Annotated in this window: 15 protein-coding genes; 14 read left to right on the top strand and 1 reads right to left on the bottom strand. The window is 39.5% G+C overall.

The features are described from left to right. The first annotated feature begins 102 nt into the window (after nt 1-102). From recG to IGK96_RS12420, 14 genes are all read left to right on the top strand, one after another. Complete coding sequence (gene recG / locus IGK96_RS12485) at nt 103-2,139, top strand: ATP-dependent DNA helicase RecG (RefSeq protein WP_002370092.1); 2,037 nt, start codon at nt 103-105, stop codon at nt 2,137-2,139. A 102-nt stretch (nt 2,140-2,241) separates the two neighbouring features. Continuing rightward, the gene (gene plsX / locus IGK96_RS12480) at nt 2,242-3,243 is read left to right on the top strand and encodes a phosphate acyltransferase PlsX (protein ID WP_002354938.1); all 1,002 of its coding nucleotides are present in this window, start codon (nt 2,242-2,244) and stop codon (nt 3,241-3,243) included. 136 nt (nt 3,244-3,379) lie between these two features. Continuing rightward, nucleotides 3,380-3,619, top strand: a complete 240-nt coding sequence (acpP, locus tag IGK96_RS12475; RefSeq protein ID WP_002354939.1) for an acyl carrier protein — start codon at nt 3,380-3,382, stop codon at nt 3,617-3,619. A 263-nt stretch (nt 3,620-3,882) separates the two neighbouring features. Next, entirely contained in the window at nt 3,883-4,923 is a 1,041-nt protein-coding gene (gene opp2D, locus IGK96_RS12470) for an oligopeptide ABC transporter ATP-binding protein Opp2D (RefSeq protein WP_174115579.1), read from the top strand. Then, nucleotides 4,923-5,867 (top strand): oligopeptide ABC transporter ATP-binding protein Opp2F, encoded by a 945-nt coding sequence (gene opp2F, locus IGK96_RS12465; protein WP_002354942.1) that lies wholly within the window; start codon nt 4,923-4,925, stop codon nt 5,865-5,867. The genes opp2D and opp2F overlap by 1 nt, the downstream gene beginning before the upstream one ends. After that, nucleotides 5,867-6,829: an oligopeptide ABC transporter permease Opp2B gene (opp2B, locus tag IGK96_RS12460; protein ID WP_002354943.1), complete on the top strand. Its 963-nt coding sequence runs from the start codon at nt 5,867-5,869 to the stop codon at nt 6,827-6,829. The genes opp2F and opp2B overlap by 1 nt, the downstream gene beginning before the upstream one ends. A 27-nt stretch (nt 6,830-6,856) precedes the next feature. Continuing rightward, nucleotides 6,857-7,780, top strand: a complete 924-nt coding sequence (gene opp2C / locus IGK96_RS12455; protein ID WP_002365358.1) for an oligopeptide ABC transporter permease Opp2C — start codon at nt 6,857-6,859, stop codon at nt 7,778-7,780. A gap of 28 nt (nt 7,781-7,808) precedes the next feature. Then, nucleotides 7,809-9,587: an oligopeptide ABC transporter substrate-binding protein Opp2A gene (gene opp2A / locus IGK96_RS12450; protein ID WP_002408275.1), complete on the top strand. Its 1,779-nt coding sequence runs from the start codon at nt 7,809-7,811 to the stop codon at nt 9,585-9,587. Nucleotides 9,588-9,916: 329 nt separating this feature from the next. After that, a complete protein-coding gene (gene rnc, locus IGK96_RS12445; RefSeq protein WP_002354946.1) occupies nt 9,917-10,609 on the top strand; it encodes a ribonuclease III in 693 nt (230 codons plus the stop codon). Nucleotides 10,610-10,629: 20 nt separating this feature from the next. Then, nucleotides 10,630-14,208, top strand: coding sequence for a chromosome segregation protein SMC (smc, locus tag IGK96_RS12440; protein WP_085443089.1), 3,579 nt, complete (start codon nt 10,630-10,632; stop codon nt 14,206-14,208). A 24-nt stretch (nt 14,209-14,232) separates the two neighbouring features. Next, nucleotides 14,233-15,060: a Cof-type HAD-IIB family hydrolase gene (locus tag IGK96_RS12435; protein ID WP_002354948.1), complete on the top strand. Its 828-nt coding sequence runs from the start codon at nt 14,233-14,235 to the stop codon at nt 15,058-15,060. Between the two features lie 2 nt (nt 15,061-15,062). Next, a complete protein-coding gene (gene ftsY / locus IGK96_RS12430) occupies nt 15,063-16,391 on the top strand; it encodes a signal recognition particle-docking protein FtsY (RefSeq protein ID WP_075578744.1) in 1,329 nt (442 codons plus the stop codon). Nucleotides 16,392-16,549: 158 nt separating this feature from the next. Continuing rightward, complete coding sequence (locus tag IGK96_RS12425; protein ID WP_002381091.1) at nt 16,550-17,035, top strand: cupin domain-containing protein; 486 nt, start codon at nt 16,550-16,552, stop codon at nt 17,033-17,035. 119 nt (nt 17,036-17,154) lie between these two features. Further along, nucleotides 17,155-17,553: a VOC family protein gene (locus IGK96_RS12420; protein ID WP_002354951.1), complete on the top strand. Its 399-nt coding sequence runs from the start codon at nt 17,155-17,157 to the stop codon at nt 17,551-17,553. A gap of 50 nt (nt 17,554-17,603) precedes the next feature. Here IGK96_RS12420 and IGK96_RS12415 read toward each other — a convergent pair whose 3' ends face one another. Beyond that, the gene (locus IGK96_RS12415; protein ID WP_002354953.1) at nt 17,604-18,500 is read right to left on the bottom strand and encodes a YitT family protein; all 897 of its coding nucleotides are present in this window, start codon (nt 18,498-18,500) and stop codon (nt 17,604-17,606) included. Between the last annotated feature and the right edge of the window lie 12 nt (nt 18,501-18,512).

Genomic DNA, 18,512 nt, shown 5'->3' with positions numbered 1-18,512 from the left:
AAAAATAAAAACGAATAGGCTGGTTCATTAGTTAGGGCTAATGAACCAGCCTATTTAATGAATGATCCATTTTTTTGCGTATATTAATGAGGAGGGGATTTTATGGACATCACAGATTTAGTCAGCGTATTGCCCGGTGTTGGCCCAAAACGTGCTGAAAATTTACAAGAACTGGGGATTGCTACAATTGAAGACTTATTGACGTATTATCCCTTCCGCTACGATGATATCCAAGAAAAGGATTTAAGTGAGATTCAGGATCAGGAAAAAGTTACGCTAAAAGGGCTAGTGGTTTCGGAAGCAGTCGTTAGTCGGTACGGTTATAAGAAGAGCCGGTTAACGTTTCGAATGATGCAAGAACATGCGGTCATTAATGTTTCCTTCTTCAATCAACCTTTTTTAAAAGACAAAGTAGTTCTTTCCGAAGAAATTGCTGTTTATGGCAAGTGGGATGCCAAGAGAAAATCATTAAATGGCATGAAAATCTTAGCTTCTAAAGGAGACAATGAAGATTTCGCCCCCATTTATCATGTGAATAAAAAAGTCCGCCAAAGCACGTTGGTTCAGTTAATCCGCACTGCTTTTGAAGAGTATGGTTCACTGGTTGAAGAGATTTTACCGAATGATTTATTAGAAAAGTACCGCTTGATGCCTAGAAAAGAAGCAATGTGGGCGATGCATTTTCCCAGTAATCCAGAAGAAAGCCATCAAGCTAAACGGCGAGTAGTCTTTGAAGAGTTTTTCCTTTTCCAACTTAAAATGCAAGGATTGAAGAAACAAGAAAAAGCGGAAAAAAATGGTTTAGCTATTCAATATGACGTGGATCGCTTAAAAACGTTCACCCAAGGACTGCCTTTTGAATTGACAGGCGCCCAAAAAAAAGTGACCAATGAAATTTGTCGAGACTTGCGAAGTCCGAAGCATATGCAACGATTGCTTCAAGGTGACGTGGGGAGTGGGAAAACGGTAGTGGCTGCGATTGCGCTATACGCCACCATGACCGCTGGCTTTCAAGGAGCGTTGATGGTTCCGACTGAAATTTTAGCGCAACAGCACATGGAAAGCTTACAGCAGTTGTTTGATCCATTAGAAGTTCGGACGGCCTTATTAACAGGTTCCACCAAAACGAAAGAACGTCGTCTAATTCTCGAAGAACTGGCCAATGGCGAGATTGACATTGTGGTAGGGACCCATGCTTTGATACAACAAGATGTCAGTTTCCATCAATTAGGTTTGGTAATCACCGATGAGCAACATCGTTTTGGTGTGAATCAGAGAAAAATATTAAGAGAAAAAGGCTTAAAACCAGATGTTCTATTTATGACGGCCACTCCGATTCCTCGAACGCTGGCCATTACAGCCTATGGCGAAATGGATGTATCAATCATTGATGAAATGCCAGCTGGACGGATTCCAATCGAAACACGTTGGATTCGGCCGCCGCAGTTAGATACTGTTTTAGAATGGATGGAAAAAGAGCTGGCTCGAGGACATCAAGCCTATATTATTTGTCCCTTGATTGAAGAATCAGAAGCCTTAGATGTGAAAAACGCAACAGAAATTTTTGAACATATGCAAAGCTTTTATTCCCCAAGATATCAAGTGGGATTACTACATGGTAAAATGAAAAACCAAGAAAAAGATGACATTATGCAGGAGTTCAAAGACAATCAGCTGCAATTATTGGTTTCTACCACCGTTATTGAAGTTGGCGTGAATGTACCAAATGCCACAGTGATGTTAATTATGGATGCGGACCGGTTTGGGTTAGCACAATTACATCAGTTACGGGGACGTGTGGGGCGTGGCTCCAGTGCATCTTATTGTATTTTAGTGGCCAATCCGAAAAATGAAATGGGCGTTGAGCGTATGAAAATCATGACAGAAACCACCAATGGTTTTGTCTTGAGTGAGCGTGATTTGGAACTTCGCGGACCTGGGGAAGTGTTCGGTGCACGGCAATCAGGGGTGCCTCAATTTGCGGTAGGAGATATCGTGACGGACTTTAACATTTTAGAAGTTGCGCGCCAAGAAGCAAGTGCCCTATGGAAAGTGAAAGAGTGGTGGCAATATCCTGCTTATCAAGGCTTAGCCAATCGAGTGAAACCCCAAGATGAGGCAGCCCAATTTTTCGATTAGAAGAGGTAATTTTTGAAGCCAGAAAGTAAAAGCCAATGCGTATTTCTTTGAAAAAAATATGTTATACTTGTTAGGAAACAAAAAAGTAGGAGGGAATCACTCATGAAAATTGCTGTAGATGCAATGGGTGGAGATAACGCCCCACAAGCAATTGTTGAAGGGGTTATGCTAGCCAAACAAGACTTCCCAGACATTGAATTTCAATTATATGGAAAAGAAGCCGAAATAAAAAAATACATCACCGATGAAAAAAACATTACGATTATTCATACCGATGAAAAAATTGCTAGTGACGATGAGCCAGTTAAAGCAATCCGTCGTAAGAAAACTGCTTCCATGGTTTTAGCAGCGCAAGCAGTTAAAAATGGGGAAGCCGATGCGATTTTTTCTGCAGGCAACACCGGAGCGCTATTAGCAGCGGGTCTGTTCATTGTCGGCCGCATCAAAAATGTGGAACGTCCCGGTTTGATGTCAACTTTACCTGTCATGGGAGAACCAGACAAAGGGTTTGACATGTTAGATTTAGGAGCCAATGCAGACAATAAACCAGAACATTTGGTTCAGTATGCCGTTTTAGGTTCATTCTATGCTGAAAAAGTTCGGAACGTTCAGAATCCTCGTGTCGGTCTATTAAATAATGGAACTGAGGAAACAAAGGGCAGTGAATTAACGAAAAAAGCCTTCGAATTGTTAGCAGCAGATGAAACGATTAATTTTGTCGGAAACGTTGAAGCACGAGAATTATTAAATGGCGTAGCTGACGTGGTGGTGACAGATGGCTTCACAGGAAATGCCGTTTTAAAATCCATCGAAGGCACAGCTATGAACATGATGAGCTTGCTGAAAACAGCGATTCTTTCTGAAGGTGTCAAAGGAAAAATGGGCGCCTTATTATTAAAGAATGCGTTGCGTGGCATGAAAGACGAAATGGACTACTCAAAACATGGGGGAGCGGTTTTATTTGGCTTAAAAGCGCCAGTCATTAAAACGCATGGGGCCACGGGTCCTGATGCCGTCCGCTACACCATTCGTCAAATTCATACAATGTTAGAAACCCAAGTTGTCCCACAATTAGTGGAATATTATGAAGGCAAAGCAGAGTAATTTGCAATTGTCTTGACATCAGTTTGTTACTCAAATGAAAAAAAGATGGACAAATACCCAAATTGTGAGTACAATGTATCTTAGCGTTTTAGTAAAAGAAAGAACCTTTTTTCAAAAGCAGTGGAGGTGAATACAGTTGACTCGTGAAGAAGTACTTCAAAAAGTAGCGAAGATTATCTCAAACCACTTTGATATTGAAGCGGATCAAGTAACAGATCAATTAAACATTAAAGATGATTTGAACGCTGACTCAATTAGCGTAATGGAGTTTGTTTTAGAACTTGAAGATGAATTTGGAACAGAGATTTCAGATGAAGATGCAGAAAAAATTGAAACAGTTGGTGCCGCTGTAGATTATATTGTGAGTAATTCATAAAAAATAATAAGACAAAGTCGATTAACATTCCTGTTAATCGACTTTTTTTGCGTACATAATGGTTATTTTATTAAGCAATAAGGCTATTTTTACACATATTTTTGTAAAAAAAATCATACATGTAAAAAAATAACTGCGAAAAAAGTTATTTTATCTTGCTTTTTATGGAATAATTCTATAAAATTATGAAAAAACAATGAGCTGTAAATTAACATTGATAAAAATTAGAAAGTGCTATCATTAAATATTAGTTAATTTATATAATGTTTTTGAAAGGACGTAAGGGGTGCGTATGGATGCAAGGAAATGAACAATTACTAGAGGTTTCAGGATTAGAAACAGCATTTAGAATCAAAGATGATTATTATAATGCCGTCGATGATGTTTCATTTGAATTGAAGAAAAATGAGATTCTGGCAATCGTCGGAGAATCTGGTTGTGGAAAAAGTACCTTAGCAACAACGATTATGGGCTTACATGATCCCAATCATACCAAAATTACTGGGGAAATTTTATACAACAATTTAAACTTAACTACGTTTAATGAAACATTGTACAACAAAGTCAGAGGAAACGATATTGGGATGATTTTCCAAGATCCGTTGTCTGCACTGAATCCGCTCATGCGAATTGAAGACCAAATTAAAGAAAGTCTCACGTATCATACCAAAATGACTGCACAACAAAAACAAGCACGGGCCATTGAACTGTTAGATCAAGTGGGGATTCCCAACCCAGAGCGTGTCGGGAAACAGTATCCTCATGAATTGTCTGGCGGCATGCGCCAACGGGTGATTATTGCCATTGCAATCGCGTGTAAACCACCGATTTTAATTGCAGATGAACCAACAACGGCCTTAGACGTTACCATTCAGGCACAAATTCTCGATTTGTTAAAAGATTTGCAAGAAGAAACAGGGAGCGGCATTATTTTAATTACCCATGACTTAGGTGTAGTTGCGGAAATGGCTGATCGTGTAGCGGTTATGTATGCGGGTCAGTTTGTAGAAGTAGCCACTGCTGAAGAATTGTTTAGTCATCCGAAACATCCATATACACGTTCCTTACTTCAGTCCATTCCCCAAGAGAATTCCGATGAAGAAGAACTTCATGTGATTGAAGGGATTGTTCCTTCGTTAACCAAATTACCTAGAAAAGGTTGTCGGTTTGCCCCACGAATTCCTTGGATTGATGCATCGCAACATGAAGAAAATCCAACATTACATGAAGTTGCACCGAATCATTATGTTCGTTGTACATGTTATAAACATTTTCATTTTAGAGACGGGGAAGGGGAAGCGTAATGACAGAAATTATTCAAATTAAAGATTTAAAAGTTCATTATCCAATTCGCAGCGGCTTCTTCAATCGAATCACTGATCATGTTTTGGCGGTTGATGGTGTGGATTTCATGATTGAACAAGGTAAAACGTATGGGTTAGTTGGTGAATCGGGTTCTGGAAAATCAACGACAGGAAAAGCAATTATTGGTTTAGAAAAAATTACAAATGGTGAAATTATTTATCAAGGACAAGATGTAACCAAGCCGCGAAGTCGAAAAGCGATTGGATACAACAAAGATGTCCAAATGATTTTCCAAGATTCGATGTCAAGTTTAAACCCTAAAAAACGAGTACTAGATATTATCGCCGAACCAATTCGAAATTTTGAACGGTTAAGTGACCAAGAAGAAAAGAAAAAAGTCAAAAGTTTGTTGGACATTGTGGGGATGCCAGAAGATGCGTTGTACAAATATCCTCATGAATTTTCTGGTGGACAACGCCAACGTTTAGGCGTCGCCCGAGCGGTGGCTACCAGCCCCAAATTAATTATTGCAGATGAACCTGTTTCAGCACTGGACTTATCTGTGCAAGCACAGGTATTGAATTTTATGAAAAACATTCAACAGGAATATGGGTTAAGTTACTTATTTATTTCCCATGATTTGGGCGTAGTTAAACATATGTGTGACAACATTGCCATTATGTACAAAGGCCGTTTTGTAGAAATCGGTACACGCCAAGATATTTACACTAATCCACAACACATTTATACCAAACGCTTACTTTCAGCAATTCCTAAAATTGACGTAGCGAACCGAGAAGCTCACAAAGAAGAACGAAGAAGAGTTGAGCAAGAGTATCGGGAAAATCATAAAGACTATTATGATGAAAATGGGCGGGTTTATAACTTACATGCGATTAGTCCAACCCACCAAGTAGCGTTAAAAAATGGAGGTGCTGAATAATGTGGAAAACAATTTTACGCCGTTTGTTATTGATGATTCCGCAAGTGATTATTTTAAGTGTCTTGATTTTCCTGTTGGCTAAAATGATGCCAGGTGATCCGTTTACAGGATTGATTAATCCGAACCAAGACCCGAAAGTGATTGAAGCCATGCGCGAAGCTGCCGGGTTAAATGATCCTTGGTACGAACAATATTTCCGTTGGATTGGCAATGCCTTACATGGAGATTTTGGTCATAGTTTTATCTTTAAATTACCTGTGTCCACGCTCATTGCTGGTCGGGTGGGGAATACGATTGCATTGGCCGCTGTGTCAGTTATAATCACGTATTTAATCGCCATTCCTTTCGGTTTAATTGCTGGCCGTTACCAAAATTCATGGTTTGACAAAATGGTGGTTATCTACAACTTCTTCAGTTTTGCCGTACCATTATTCATCTTTGCCTTGATTATGCTCTTTATTTTTGGGTATCGCTTAGACTGGTTCCCAACGAGTGGAACCGTGACTGTTGGTTTGGCTGAGGGAACGTGGCCGTATTATTTAGATAAACTGAAGCATTTAATTTTACCAGGGGTCACTCAAGCGTTGCTAGGGACAGCGGTCACTATTCAATATTTGCGCAGTGAAGTGATTGATGTTAAAAACATGGACTTTGTTCGTACTGCTCGTTCAAAAGGAGTGCCAACGAATAAAATTTTTAATCGACACATTTTTAGAAATGCAGCATTACCAATTGCCTCTCAATTAGGTTATGAAATTACTGCTTTGATTGCCGGATCAGTCGTTATTGAAAAGATTTTTGCTTTCCCAGGAATTGGAAAATTATTTATTGATAGTATCATTCAACGTGACTATTCCGTTATTACCGCTCTCGTGTTGATTTTGGGATTGGCAACCCTTATCGGAACCTTAATTTCTGATATTGTAATGAGTATTGTTGATCCAAGAATTCGAATTCAGTAGAAAAAACACGAAGAAAGGGTGATAAAAATGGAATTGACAGAAGAAAAAAGAGAAGAAGTCTTACAAGAAAGTATTCCACCAATGGGCTTTCGGATGATTGCGCGAGAATTCGTCAAAGAAAAAATGGCGATGTTTTCTTTAATCCTTTTGGTCATTATCTTATTAGCCGTTTTTATCGGTTCGTTAGTGTTAGACCAAAGTGCCGTTATGCATGTAAGTATTTTAGATAAATATGCGGAACCAGGTACCGTTACAATGAATGGCACCAAGTTCATTTTAGGTGCCGATGAAGGTGGTCGTGATGTTTTAGGACAATTGATTATCGGGGCTAGGAACTCGATTTTAATCGGTTTTGCCATTACGATTATTACGTCTATTATCGGGGTCGGTTTAGGGATTATTTCCGGTTATTATGGAGGCATGATTGATAATATTTTGATGCGTATCGTGGATTTTATTATGATTTTGCCAATTATGTTAATTATTATTGTGTTCGTTTCCGTGATTCCTAAATATAGTATCTGGTCCTTTATTTGGATTATGTGTGCGTTTTATTGGGTTGGAAAAGCGCGGTTGTTCCGCAGTAAAACGTTATCTGAAGGGCGCCGAGATTACGTTAGTGCCTCTAAGACAATGGGAACAAGCGATTTTAAAATTATGTTTCGAGAAATTATGCCGAATTTAAGTTCATTAATTATTACGAACTTAACGATTAATTTCGCGGCCAATATCGGGATCGAAACAACGTTAACTTTCTTAGGCTTCGGGTTACCACAAAGTGTCCCAAGTTTAGGAACCTTAATTGGCTACGCCAGCAGTGGGGATGTATTAGTCAATAAACAATGGGTTTGGTTACCTGCATCAATTCTAATTCTAGTCTTGATGTTAAGTATAAACTATGTTGGACAAGCATTTAAGCGCTCAGCAGATGCACGACAACGATTAGGCTAATTAGCCAAAAAATGAGGGAGGAAAAGAGATGAACAAGAAACGGATTTTAGGTGCAATCACGTTAGCTTCTGTGTTAGTATTCGGGTTAGCTGCATGTGGTGGCGGCAATAAAGGCGGGGGCAATAAAGCAACGGAAACAGAAGACATTTCAAAAATGCCAATCGCTGTTAAAAATGATAAAAAAGCAATTGATGGCGGGACATTAGATGTCGCTGTAGTTATGGATACACAATTCCAAGGACTTTTCCAGCAAGAATTTTATCAAGACAACTATGATGCACAATACATGCTTCCAACGGTACAGCCATTATTTAACAATGATGCAGACTTTAAGATTGTCGATGGGGGTCCTGCGGATCTGAAATTAGATGAAGATGCCAATACAGCAACCATTAAATTACGTGACAATTTAAAATGGTCTGACGGTAAAGATGTGACGGCAGATGACGTGATTTTCTCTTATGAAGTCATTGGTCATAAAGACTATACAGGGATTCGTTATGATGATAACTTTACGAATATTGTTGGTATGGAAGACTACCATGATGGTAAATCGCCAACCATTTCTGGCATAGAAAAAGTCAATGATAAAGAAGTTAAAATCACTTACAAAGAAGTTCACCCAGGAATGCAACAATTAGGTGGCGGTGTTTGGGGTTCAGTTTTACCAAAACATGCCTTTGAAGGAATTGCTGTTAAAGACATGGAATCAAGCGATGCAGTTCGTAAAAACCCTGTGACTATTGGACCATACTACATGAGTAATATTGTGACAGGTGAATCTGTTGAATACCTACCAAATGAGTATTACTACGGTGGCAAACCTAAATTAGATAAATTAGTGTTCAAATCTGTTCCTTCTGCGAGCATTGTAGAAGCGATGAAAGCGAAACAATACGATATTGCATTATCAATGCCAACAGATACGTATCCAACATACAAAGATACTGAAGGGTATCAAATCTTAGGACGTCCCGAACAAGCCTACACGTATATTGGCTTTAAAATGGGTACGTTTGACAAAGAAACCAATACAGTGAAATACAATCCAAAAGCTAAAATGGCAGATAAAAGCTTACGTCAAGCCATGGGCTATGCAATTGACAATGATGCAGTCGGCCAAAAATTCTACAACGGCTTACGAACAGGGGCAACAACGTTAATTCCACCAGTCTTCAAGAGCTTGCATGATAGCGAAGCGAAAGGCTATACGCTTGATTTAGACAAAGCCAAAAAATTATTAGACGATGCTGGTTATAAAGACGTAGACGGCGATGGCATTCGCGAAGACAAAGAAGGCAAACCACTAGAAATCAAGTTTGCTTCAATGTCAGGCGGCGAAACTGCACAACCACTTGCTGATTACTATGTCCAACAATGGAAAGAAATTGGCTTAAACGTAACGTATACAACAGGACGCTTAATTGATTTCCAAGCCTTCTATGATAAATTGAAAAATGATGACCCAGAAGTAGATATCTATCAAGGTGCGTGGGGCACAGGTTCAGATCCTTCACCAACCGGCTTATATGGTCCAAACTCAGCCTTTAACTACACACGTTTTGAGTCAGAAGAAAATACTAAATTACTTGATGCGATCGATTCAAAAGCATCATTTGATGAAGAAAAACGTAAAAAAGCCTTCTACGATTGGCAAGAGTATGCCATTGATGAAGCGTTTGTAATCCCAACGCTTTACAGAAATGAAGTCTTGCCAGTCAACGACCGTGTAGTTGACTTTACTTGGGCAGTTGATACGAAAGATAATCCATGGGCAACGGTGGGTGTCACAGCGGAAAAACGTTAAACAACGTTCCGCTGATTTAATAGAGATAGAACGAGGTCGGGACAGAAGTGTTTAACTCCGAGAAATAAGAAGGAGTTGCTTCTGTTCCCGCCGTTTATCAGTTTTTGAGCGTGGCGCAAAAATCCAAAGTGATTTTTGTCCCACGCTCTTTCTATCTCTTACGTAAACAAACGCTTTTATCTCAGTCATAGCTCTATTTATTTATTTTTTTCTAAAAAATAATGAGAACACAGTGAATAACAGGCTTTTTCTGAATAGAACCATTTAAAAAAAGTGAAAAAAAAAGTATAATGAAACAAGGTGTAAATAAATGTAAAGGAATGTGGAGAATGGACAATCAGTTAACAACAGAGTTAAAAGAACGTTACGGCATTGTTTTCCATGATGTCAATCTATTAGAGCAAGCTTTTACTCATTCATCCTATGTGAATGAGCATCGCTATTTAAAATTATCCGATAATGAACGTCTTGAATTTTTAGGAGATGCAGTTTTAGAATTAATTGTTTCACAATATTTGTATTTAAAATTCCCAGAACTTCCAGAAGGAAAATTAACGAAGATGCGCGCAGCCATCGTTCGGGAAGATAGTTTAGCCAAATTTGCGAAAGAATGTCACTTCGACAACTACATTTTATTAGGTAAAGGAGAAGAAGCATCGGGCGGACGAACACGTGCATCATTATTATGTGACTTATTTGAAGCCTTTTTAGGTGCCCTCTACTTAGACCAAAAAGTTGGCGCAGCCAAGAAATTTATTGAAGACGTTATTTTTCCGAAAATTGATGCCGGTGCTTTTTCACATGAGATGGATCACAAAACACAATTACAAGAAGTTTTACAACGCAAAGGCGATGTTTCAATTGAATATCGTTTAATTAAAGAAGAAGGCCCTGCTCATGACCGCACCTTTTTCACTGAAGTTTACATGAATGGTGAACTCATTGGGTTAGGCCAAGGAAAATCGAAGAAGTTAGCTGAACAGGATGCCGCTGAGCGGGCACTGAAAAGTATTCCTCAGTAAGGCTGGAAGGAGCAATATTCGTGTATTTAAAACGAATTGAAATTACAGGATTTAAATCATTTGCAGATAAAACCATTATTGAATTTGAAGATGATGTGACAGCAGTGGTTGGTCCGAATGGAAGTGGGAAAAGTAATATCACGGAAGCCGTTCGCTGGGTATTAGGTGAACAATCTGCGAAAAACCTTCGCGGGGGCAAAATGAACGACATTATCTTTGCCGGTTCGGAAGGTCGTAAGCCGCTAAATATTGCGGAAGTTACCGTGACGTTAGACAACAGCGACCATTATTTAGCATTGGATTATAGTGAGATTAGTGTCACCCGTCGTTTAAAACGAACGGGCGAAAGTGACTTTTTTATTAATAAACAAGCGTGCCGTTTAAAAGATATTCAAGATTTATTTATGGATTCAGGGTTAGGCAAAGAATCTTTTTCAATTATTTCACAAGGGAAAGTTGAAGCGATTTTTAATAGTAAACCTGAAGACCGTCGAGGGATTTTTGAAGAAGCAGCGGGCGTTTTAAAATACAAACAACGGAAGAAAAAGGCTGAACAAAAGCTTTTCGAAACCGAGGACAACTTAAGCCGTGTCCAAGATATCATTTACGAGTTGGAAGACCAATTAGTTCCTCTAGCCGCCCAAGCAGATGCGGCTAAAAAGTATTTAGCTTTGAAAGAAGAACTTACCGAAATTGATGTCAATTTAACTGTGACCGAAATTCAAGAAGCAAAAGCTATTTGGGAAACGAAAACGCAAGAATTAACAGCCATTGAAGAAAAGTTAGCTAGCGCAAGTAAGCAAGTCCATGACTTAGAAGGCAAATTGGTACGTTTACGCAGCAAGCGCAATCGTTTAGATGAACAAATTGAAACGGAACAACAACAATTATTACAAGTGACAGAAGCGTTGAAACAAGCAGAAGGACAAAAAAATGTTTTAATTGAACGTTCCAAACACACCTCCCAAACGGCAAGCGAATACGAAGAGACATTGGCAGAAACGGCCGAAAAAATTGTTCGTTATCGAGAAGAATTGCAGACGCTGGAAACAGCAATCGCAGAAAAAACGGCACAACGTCAGACGTTAAAAGAAGCATTGGCTTTGGCAACGAAAGATGTGGAAAAATATAGTAAGTCTTCTAAAGAATTAATGGAAGAATTGCGCAGTCAGTATGTGGAAGTCATGCAAGAACAAGCCAATACAGCCAATGACTTAAAATATTTAGAACGACAATATCAACAAGAAACAGCTAAAAATCAACAATCGCTAGCAAAACACGAAGCGCTAGAAGAACAGATGGTTGAAGCTCTCGCAATGAAAGAGACGCTAGAAAAAGAGCAAAAAGTTGCAAAACAAGGCTTACAAGAACAGCTGGAAGAATACACCGCGTTGAAAGCAACGCTTGAAGCCAAACGTGAACGATTAGCACAGCGTCAAAATGATATGTACCAAGCGATGAATCAAGTGCAACAAGCGAAGGCACGCCAAAAAAGTTTGCAAGAAATTCAAGAAAATTACGCTGGCTTCTATCAAGGCGTGAAAGCTGTATTGCGTCACAAAAACCAATTAACTGGGATTGTTGGCGCAGTGGCTGAGTTAATTGAAGTGCCTAAAGAATATACGTTGGCGATTGAAACGGCCCTAGGTGGTGCGGCGCAACATATTGTTGTGGAAAATGAGAAAGATGGTCGAGCAGGCATTACCTTCTTAAAACAACAACACAGTGGCCGGGCAACCTTTTTACCATTGACTACCATTAAGCCGCGCTCTGTATCGGCGATGGTTCAGAATCGTTTGGCTGGTGCACCGGGCTTCGTGGGGATTGCCAGTGAATTAGTTCGTTATCCAGAACAAGTACAAACCGTTATTCAAAATCTCTTAGGCGTCACGATTTTAGCGGCAGATTTAACGAGTGCCAACCAGTTAGCAAAATTAGTCAATTACCAATATCGTGTTGTCTCATTGGAAGGCGATGTGATGAATCCTGGCGGTTCGATGACTGGGGGAGCCAATAAACGTGGCAACCAAGGAAGCCTATTTTCACAAGCGCAAGAACTTCAAACAATTACTGAACAAATGACTCAATTAGAGACACAACTAAGAAGTGTGGAACAAGAAGTCCAAGCGCTCTCGCAAGAAGTGAAAACAGCCACGGAACGTGCAGAAATGTTGCGCTCTGCTGGTGAACAAAATCGCTTAAAACAACAAGAAATTGACAATAAATTAGCCAATCAAACAGAAACGATTACTCGTTTAACAAAAGAAAAACGTCTGTTTGAATATGAATCACGGGAATTGCATCAATTCTTAACCGAATATCAAACGAAAAAAGCCACATTGACAGAGCAACAAGCAAACTTAACGGCAACGAAAGAACGTTTAGATGCTGAAATGAAACAAGTGGAACAAGAAGCTAGCCAAATGGAAACCTTTAAAGCCCAAGCGCAAGAACGCTTGACGACAGTTCAAGCAGAACAAGCAGTAGCGGCGGAACAATGTGCCCATTTTGCTCGTCAAAAGCAAGACAAACAAGAACAATTGGACGAATTGTTGATTCGAGAAACGGCCATCCGTCAACAGCTACAACAACTAAGTAGCCATTCTAGCGATCACCAGTTAACCGAAGAAGGCTTAGCGGCACAAGTCGCGCAATTAGCGGAGAAACAAACAGCATTGCAAACGTCTTTACAAACGGCACGTAGTCAACGACAAGCGTTGCAAGAAGAAGTAGACGAGTTAGATACAAAATTAGCGGAAGAAAACAAACGCCAACAACAGTATTTAGCAGATAAAACACAAATTGAAGTCCTAAAAAATCGTGCAGAAATGCAATTAGATAGCTCGTTAAGTTACTTACAGGAAGAATACAGCTTAACCTTTGAAGCTGCCTATGAAGCGTATTTCCCAATCGATGATTTAGCGCAGGCGCAGCAAACAGTGAAACGCCTAAAACAAGAAATTGAGCGGTTAGGACCTGTTAACTTAAGTGCCATCGAGCAATTTGAACAAGTCGATGAACGCCATCAATTTTTAGTCAGTCAACGTGATGATTTATTAAATGCGAAAGAACAATTATTTGAAACTATGGATGAAATGGACCAAGAAGTGAAAGAACGGTTTAAAGAAGTCTTTGAAGCAATTCGTGCCCAGTTCAAAGTGGTATTTCCTAATATGTTTGGTGGCGGACGGGCAGAACTGGTGCTAACCAATCCAGAGGATCTCTTGAATACAGGGATTGAGATTGAGGCGCAACCACCAGGGAAAAAATTACAACATTTAAGCTTGTTGTCTGGAGGCGAACGGGCATTAACGGCGATTGCGTTACTCTTTTCAATTATTCGTGTTCGACCCGTTCCGTTCTGTATTTTAGATGAAGTAGAAGCAGCTTTAGATGAAGCCAACGTTGCTCGTTTTGGTCATTATTTAAGCGAATTTGAAGATGGCACACAGTTTATTGTGGTGACGCATCGTAAAGGGACAATGGAAGCCGCAGATGTTTTATATGGCGTGACTATGCAAGAATCTGGGGTTTCAAAAATCGTTTCAGTTCGCTTGGAAGAGGTCAAAGAAGGTGGCGCAATTGAAAAAAGCAATTAGCCAGAAGCAAGGAGGAGCGAACGTTTGATAAAATTAGTTGCTATTGATTTAGATGGAACATTATTAAATAGCCAAAAAGAGATTTCTTTACGGAATAAACAAGCACTGATGGCTGCGAAACAAGCAGGCGTGAAAGTTGTTATCTGCACAGGTCGACCTTTGGCAGCTATTGGTCCTTACTTAGAAGAATTAGGTTTACAAGAGGAAGGCGATTATAGCATTACTTTTAACGGCGGGTTGGTTCAAAAAAATGATACAGGGGCCATTATTGAGAAAACATTGATGCCCTTGGAAGCGATTCATGAGCTGTACCAATTAGCAACCACACTCAACATGCCGTTTGATGTCTTATCCGATGAGGTCGTGATGCAACTGCCTTCTGCACCTAATTATCCTTCAATTTATAGTTCTCTAAACAAATTATTAACCTTTGAGTCCTACAAATTAGAAGAGTTAACCCCAAATCGAATTTATAACAAAGTTGTTGTTGCGATTGATGAAGCGTATTTAAATGAACGCATCAAGGAAATTCCGGCCTCCTTTTATGAGCGCTTTGAAATTATTAAAACGCGAAATAACTTATTAGAATTTATGCCAAAAGGGATTACGAAAGCCTATGGTATTTCCTTGTTAGCCAAAGATTTAGGAATCCGTGCGGAAGAAATCATGACCCTAGGGGACGAAGAAAATGATTTACCGATGATTGAATACGCTGGCTTAGGTGTCGCCATGGCAAATGCGATTCCATTAGTTAAAGAAGCCGCAGATGTCGTTACAGACACGAATGACCAAGATGGCGTTGCCAAAGCGGTCGAAAAATATATTTTAACGCCGTTGGAAGGAGGCCAATAAGAATGGGATTTTTTGATAAAATTAAAAAAGCTTTTTCCGCTGAAAAAAAGGAAGAAGAAAAACAAGAGATAATTGAAGAAACAGCAGACGAAACACCTAGTGATGAATCAGCGCCTGCTGAATCAAAAGAAACCGCAACAGAAGAGGCGCAAACAACGCCAGAAACGACAGCGGAAGAAGTCACAGAAACAGCCGATTTAACAGATAACGCTGAAATGGAAAAATTAGCTGGCGTAGAAGAAGCATTAGAAGAAGAGCCAGAAGAAATCTTGACAGAGAAAACACAAGAAGTTGTTGTGGAAGCGCCTGAGGAAGAAAGTAGTGTCGTAACTCCGTTGGCAGAACCAACAGACACGCAGGTTTCAGAAGAAATTGAAGAGTCAAAAGAAGAGCAAGTCCAAGAAAAATATGAAAAAGGCTTGGAAAAAACACGTAAAACATTTGGTCAACGGTTGAACGAATTGTTTGCTAATTTCCGAAGCGTCGATGAAGATTTCTTTGAAGAATTAGAAGAAACGTTAATTGGTGCAGATGTAGGCTTTGATACATCCTTAAAAATTACAGAAGCCTTACGACAAGAAGTGAAACTGCGAAACGTGAAAAAACCAGCTCAAGTGCAAAATACCATCATTGAAAAAATGGTTGATTTGTATGAAGAAGCAGGAATTAATGAAAATAATGCGATTAACTTACAGCCAAATGGCTTAACCGTGATTTTATTTGTCGGTGTTAATGGAGTTGGTAAAACAACCAGCATTGGTAAATTAGCCCATCAATACAAGTTGGAAGGAAAGAAAGTTTTAATGGCCGCTGCCGATACGTTCCGAGCGGGCGCCATCGACCAATTAGTTGTTTGGGGCGAACGGGCTGGCGTTGAAGTTGTACGTGGAAATGCTGGCGGCGACCCAGCAGCGGTCGTTTTCGATGCAGTGGAACGTGCCAAAGCAGAACAGGCCGATGTTTTGCTAGTGGATACAGCAGGTCGTTTACAAAATAAAGTCAACTTAATGAAGGAATTAGAAAAAATTAAACGAGTCATTCAACGAGAAATTCCAGATGCGCCTCACGAAGTTCTCTTAGTCGTGGACGCAACTACTGGGCAAAATGCGATGACACAAGCCAAACAGTTCAAAGAAACAACCGATGTCACTGGCTTAGTTTTAACCAAACTAGACGGAACAGCCAAAGGTGGTATTGTCATTGCTATTCGGAATGAATTACACTTGCCAGTGAAATTAGTTGGTCTAGGTGAAGGAATTAACGATTTAGAACCATTTAATGCCAACGATTTCGCAATGGGCTTATTTAAAGGCTTATTAAAAGATGTTTAGTTGTAGAAAATAACATGTTTGGGAAGAACGTGGGACAGGAGTATTTAGCTTCAAGAATGAAGAAGCTACTCCTGTCCCGCCGTTTATTTTAGGATTAGGACGGATGTTCTAAGTTCTTCCTAAATCGTTTCTGAAAAAATGAAGGAGTGAGGGAGAAGATGACAGAACAAATGTGGATTGAGAAGTTAGGATTAGAAGCGCATCCTGAGGGCGGTTATTTTAAACAAACCAATAAAAGTGAGCAATTGATTCCGACCAAACGAGGCGAACGGGCGTTGCATACAGCGATTTTGTTTCTATTAAATACAGAAAGTCCGTCACATTTTCATCGTTTAAAAGCGGATGAATTATGGTTTTTTCACGATGGTCAGCCGTTAACCGTTCACTGTATTTTCCCTGATGGAACGTATCAAGCTGTTCAGTTAGGGAAAGACTTAGTTCAAGGACAACAGCTTTCGTTCTCAGTTCCTGCCGGCACAATCTTTGGCTCTACAGTAGCGACAGGATTTGCGTTAGTCAGTTGTGTGGTTACACCAGGCTTTGAGTTTGAAGACTTCGAGTTATTTACTCAAGCGGAATTGTTAAACGATTATCCACAACATAGTGAAATCATTCAGCACTTGGCTTATCGAGAATTACCTTAAGAAAACGTTTTAGTAACATTTCTTTTATGAATATGCTAGTATAAATCAAACAAGCTTGTTGATTTTGTCGCAACGCACACTTAGCTGTCGTAGATGATTAAAAGAAAGGGATGAATCACATGGGCACAATGGTTTTTGTTAACTTCCCAGTAGCGGATGTCCAACGTTCTACAGCATTTTATGAAAAACTTGGATTCAAAAAGAACGAGGAATTTTCAACAGAGGAAGCTAGTTCGATGATGTGGGATGATCAATTTTGGATTATGTTGTTGAACCATGACTTTTATGGAAAATTTATCCAAGAAAAGCAAATTATTGATGCGCAAACAACCAGTGGAGCATTAATTTCCTTTAGTTTAGAGAGTGCCGAAGCCGTAAAACAGTTTGGTGAAACCGCCAAAGCTAACGGAGGCAACTGCTACCGAGTTGATATGGGAATACCAGAAGAGCAAATGTATGGCTTAGAAGTGCAAGATTTGGATGGCAATAGCTTAGAACCTGTCTGGATGAAGATGTAAAAAGAGCCGCAAAATCTCTACAGATTTTGCGGCTCTTTTCCTACAAAAAACTATTGTAAATTATTGGCATTAGTTGCTTCAACGCCATAAGAATCAGCTACTTTTTTCAAGCTAAATCCTTTTCCGTAGACTTCACTCGCACTCATTGAAATCAAAAAGGCTTCTTCATCAATCTCAAGAATGGCTTCTTTTAAGCGGGGAAAATCTTTTTCACGAATGACGGTCATTAAGAGCATGCCTTTCGCGTTTCGATAACCGCCTTCGATTGGCACCAAGGTCACACCTTTATCTAGTTCACGTAATAAGCGTTCTTGAATAGCGACATATTTTGGTGAAATAATCATCACATTCTTCGAGCGAACCAGACCAACTTGAATCATGTCAACGACACGACCAATTGTAAATAAACAAATTAAAGAGAATAACACAATATCTGCATTAAAAGCATACATTGCTGATAAAATGACTAAACCATCAACGAATAAAATAGCAATACCTAAGGAAACTTTGAAGTATTTATTGACAATTTGTGAAATGATTGCTGTCCCACCAGTTGAAGCATTGCCACGGAAAACCAAGCCTAGGCCAGCACCTGTAATAATACCGCCAAATAATGCTGCTAGAAAAATATTATGTGTTAAAACAGGCATCCCCGAAGTAATTCCTACAAAAAATGGATAAATAAGACTACCATAAATGGTTTTGACACCGACCTCTTTCCCAAGAAGTAAGAAACAAAGCACTAAAAGAGGAATATTGATGGCGTAAAGAACAATGGCGGGACTAATCCCGAAAACATAATTAATAACAATACTAATGCCATTGGCTCCGCCTGCGACAAGTTTATTTGGCAATAAGACCGCATTGATTGAAATGGCCAAAATGAATGCACCGACTGTTACATAGGCGGTGTCTTTTAAACGTTGGGCTGTAAAAAATTTATTCATGAAATACCTCCA

Origin of the sequence: Enterococcus sp. DIV0682 (assembly GCF_051712685.1) — a bacterium.
Taxonomy (GTDB): domain Bacteria; phylum Bacillota; class Bacilli; order Lactobacillales; family Enterococcaceae; genus Enterococcus; species Enterococcus faecalis.
Note: the sequence above shows the minus strand (reverse complement) of the source record. Positions and strands in the feature narration are given on the sequence as shown.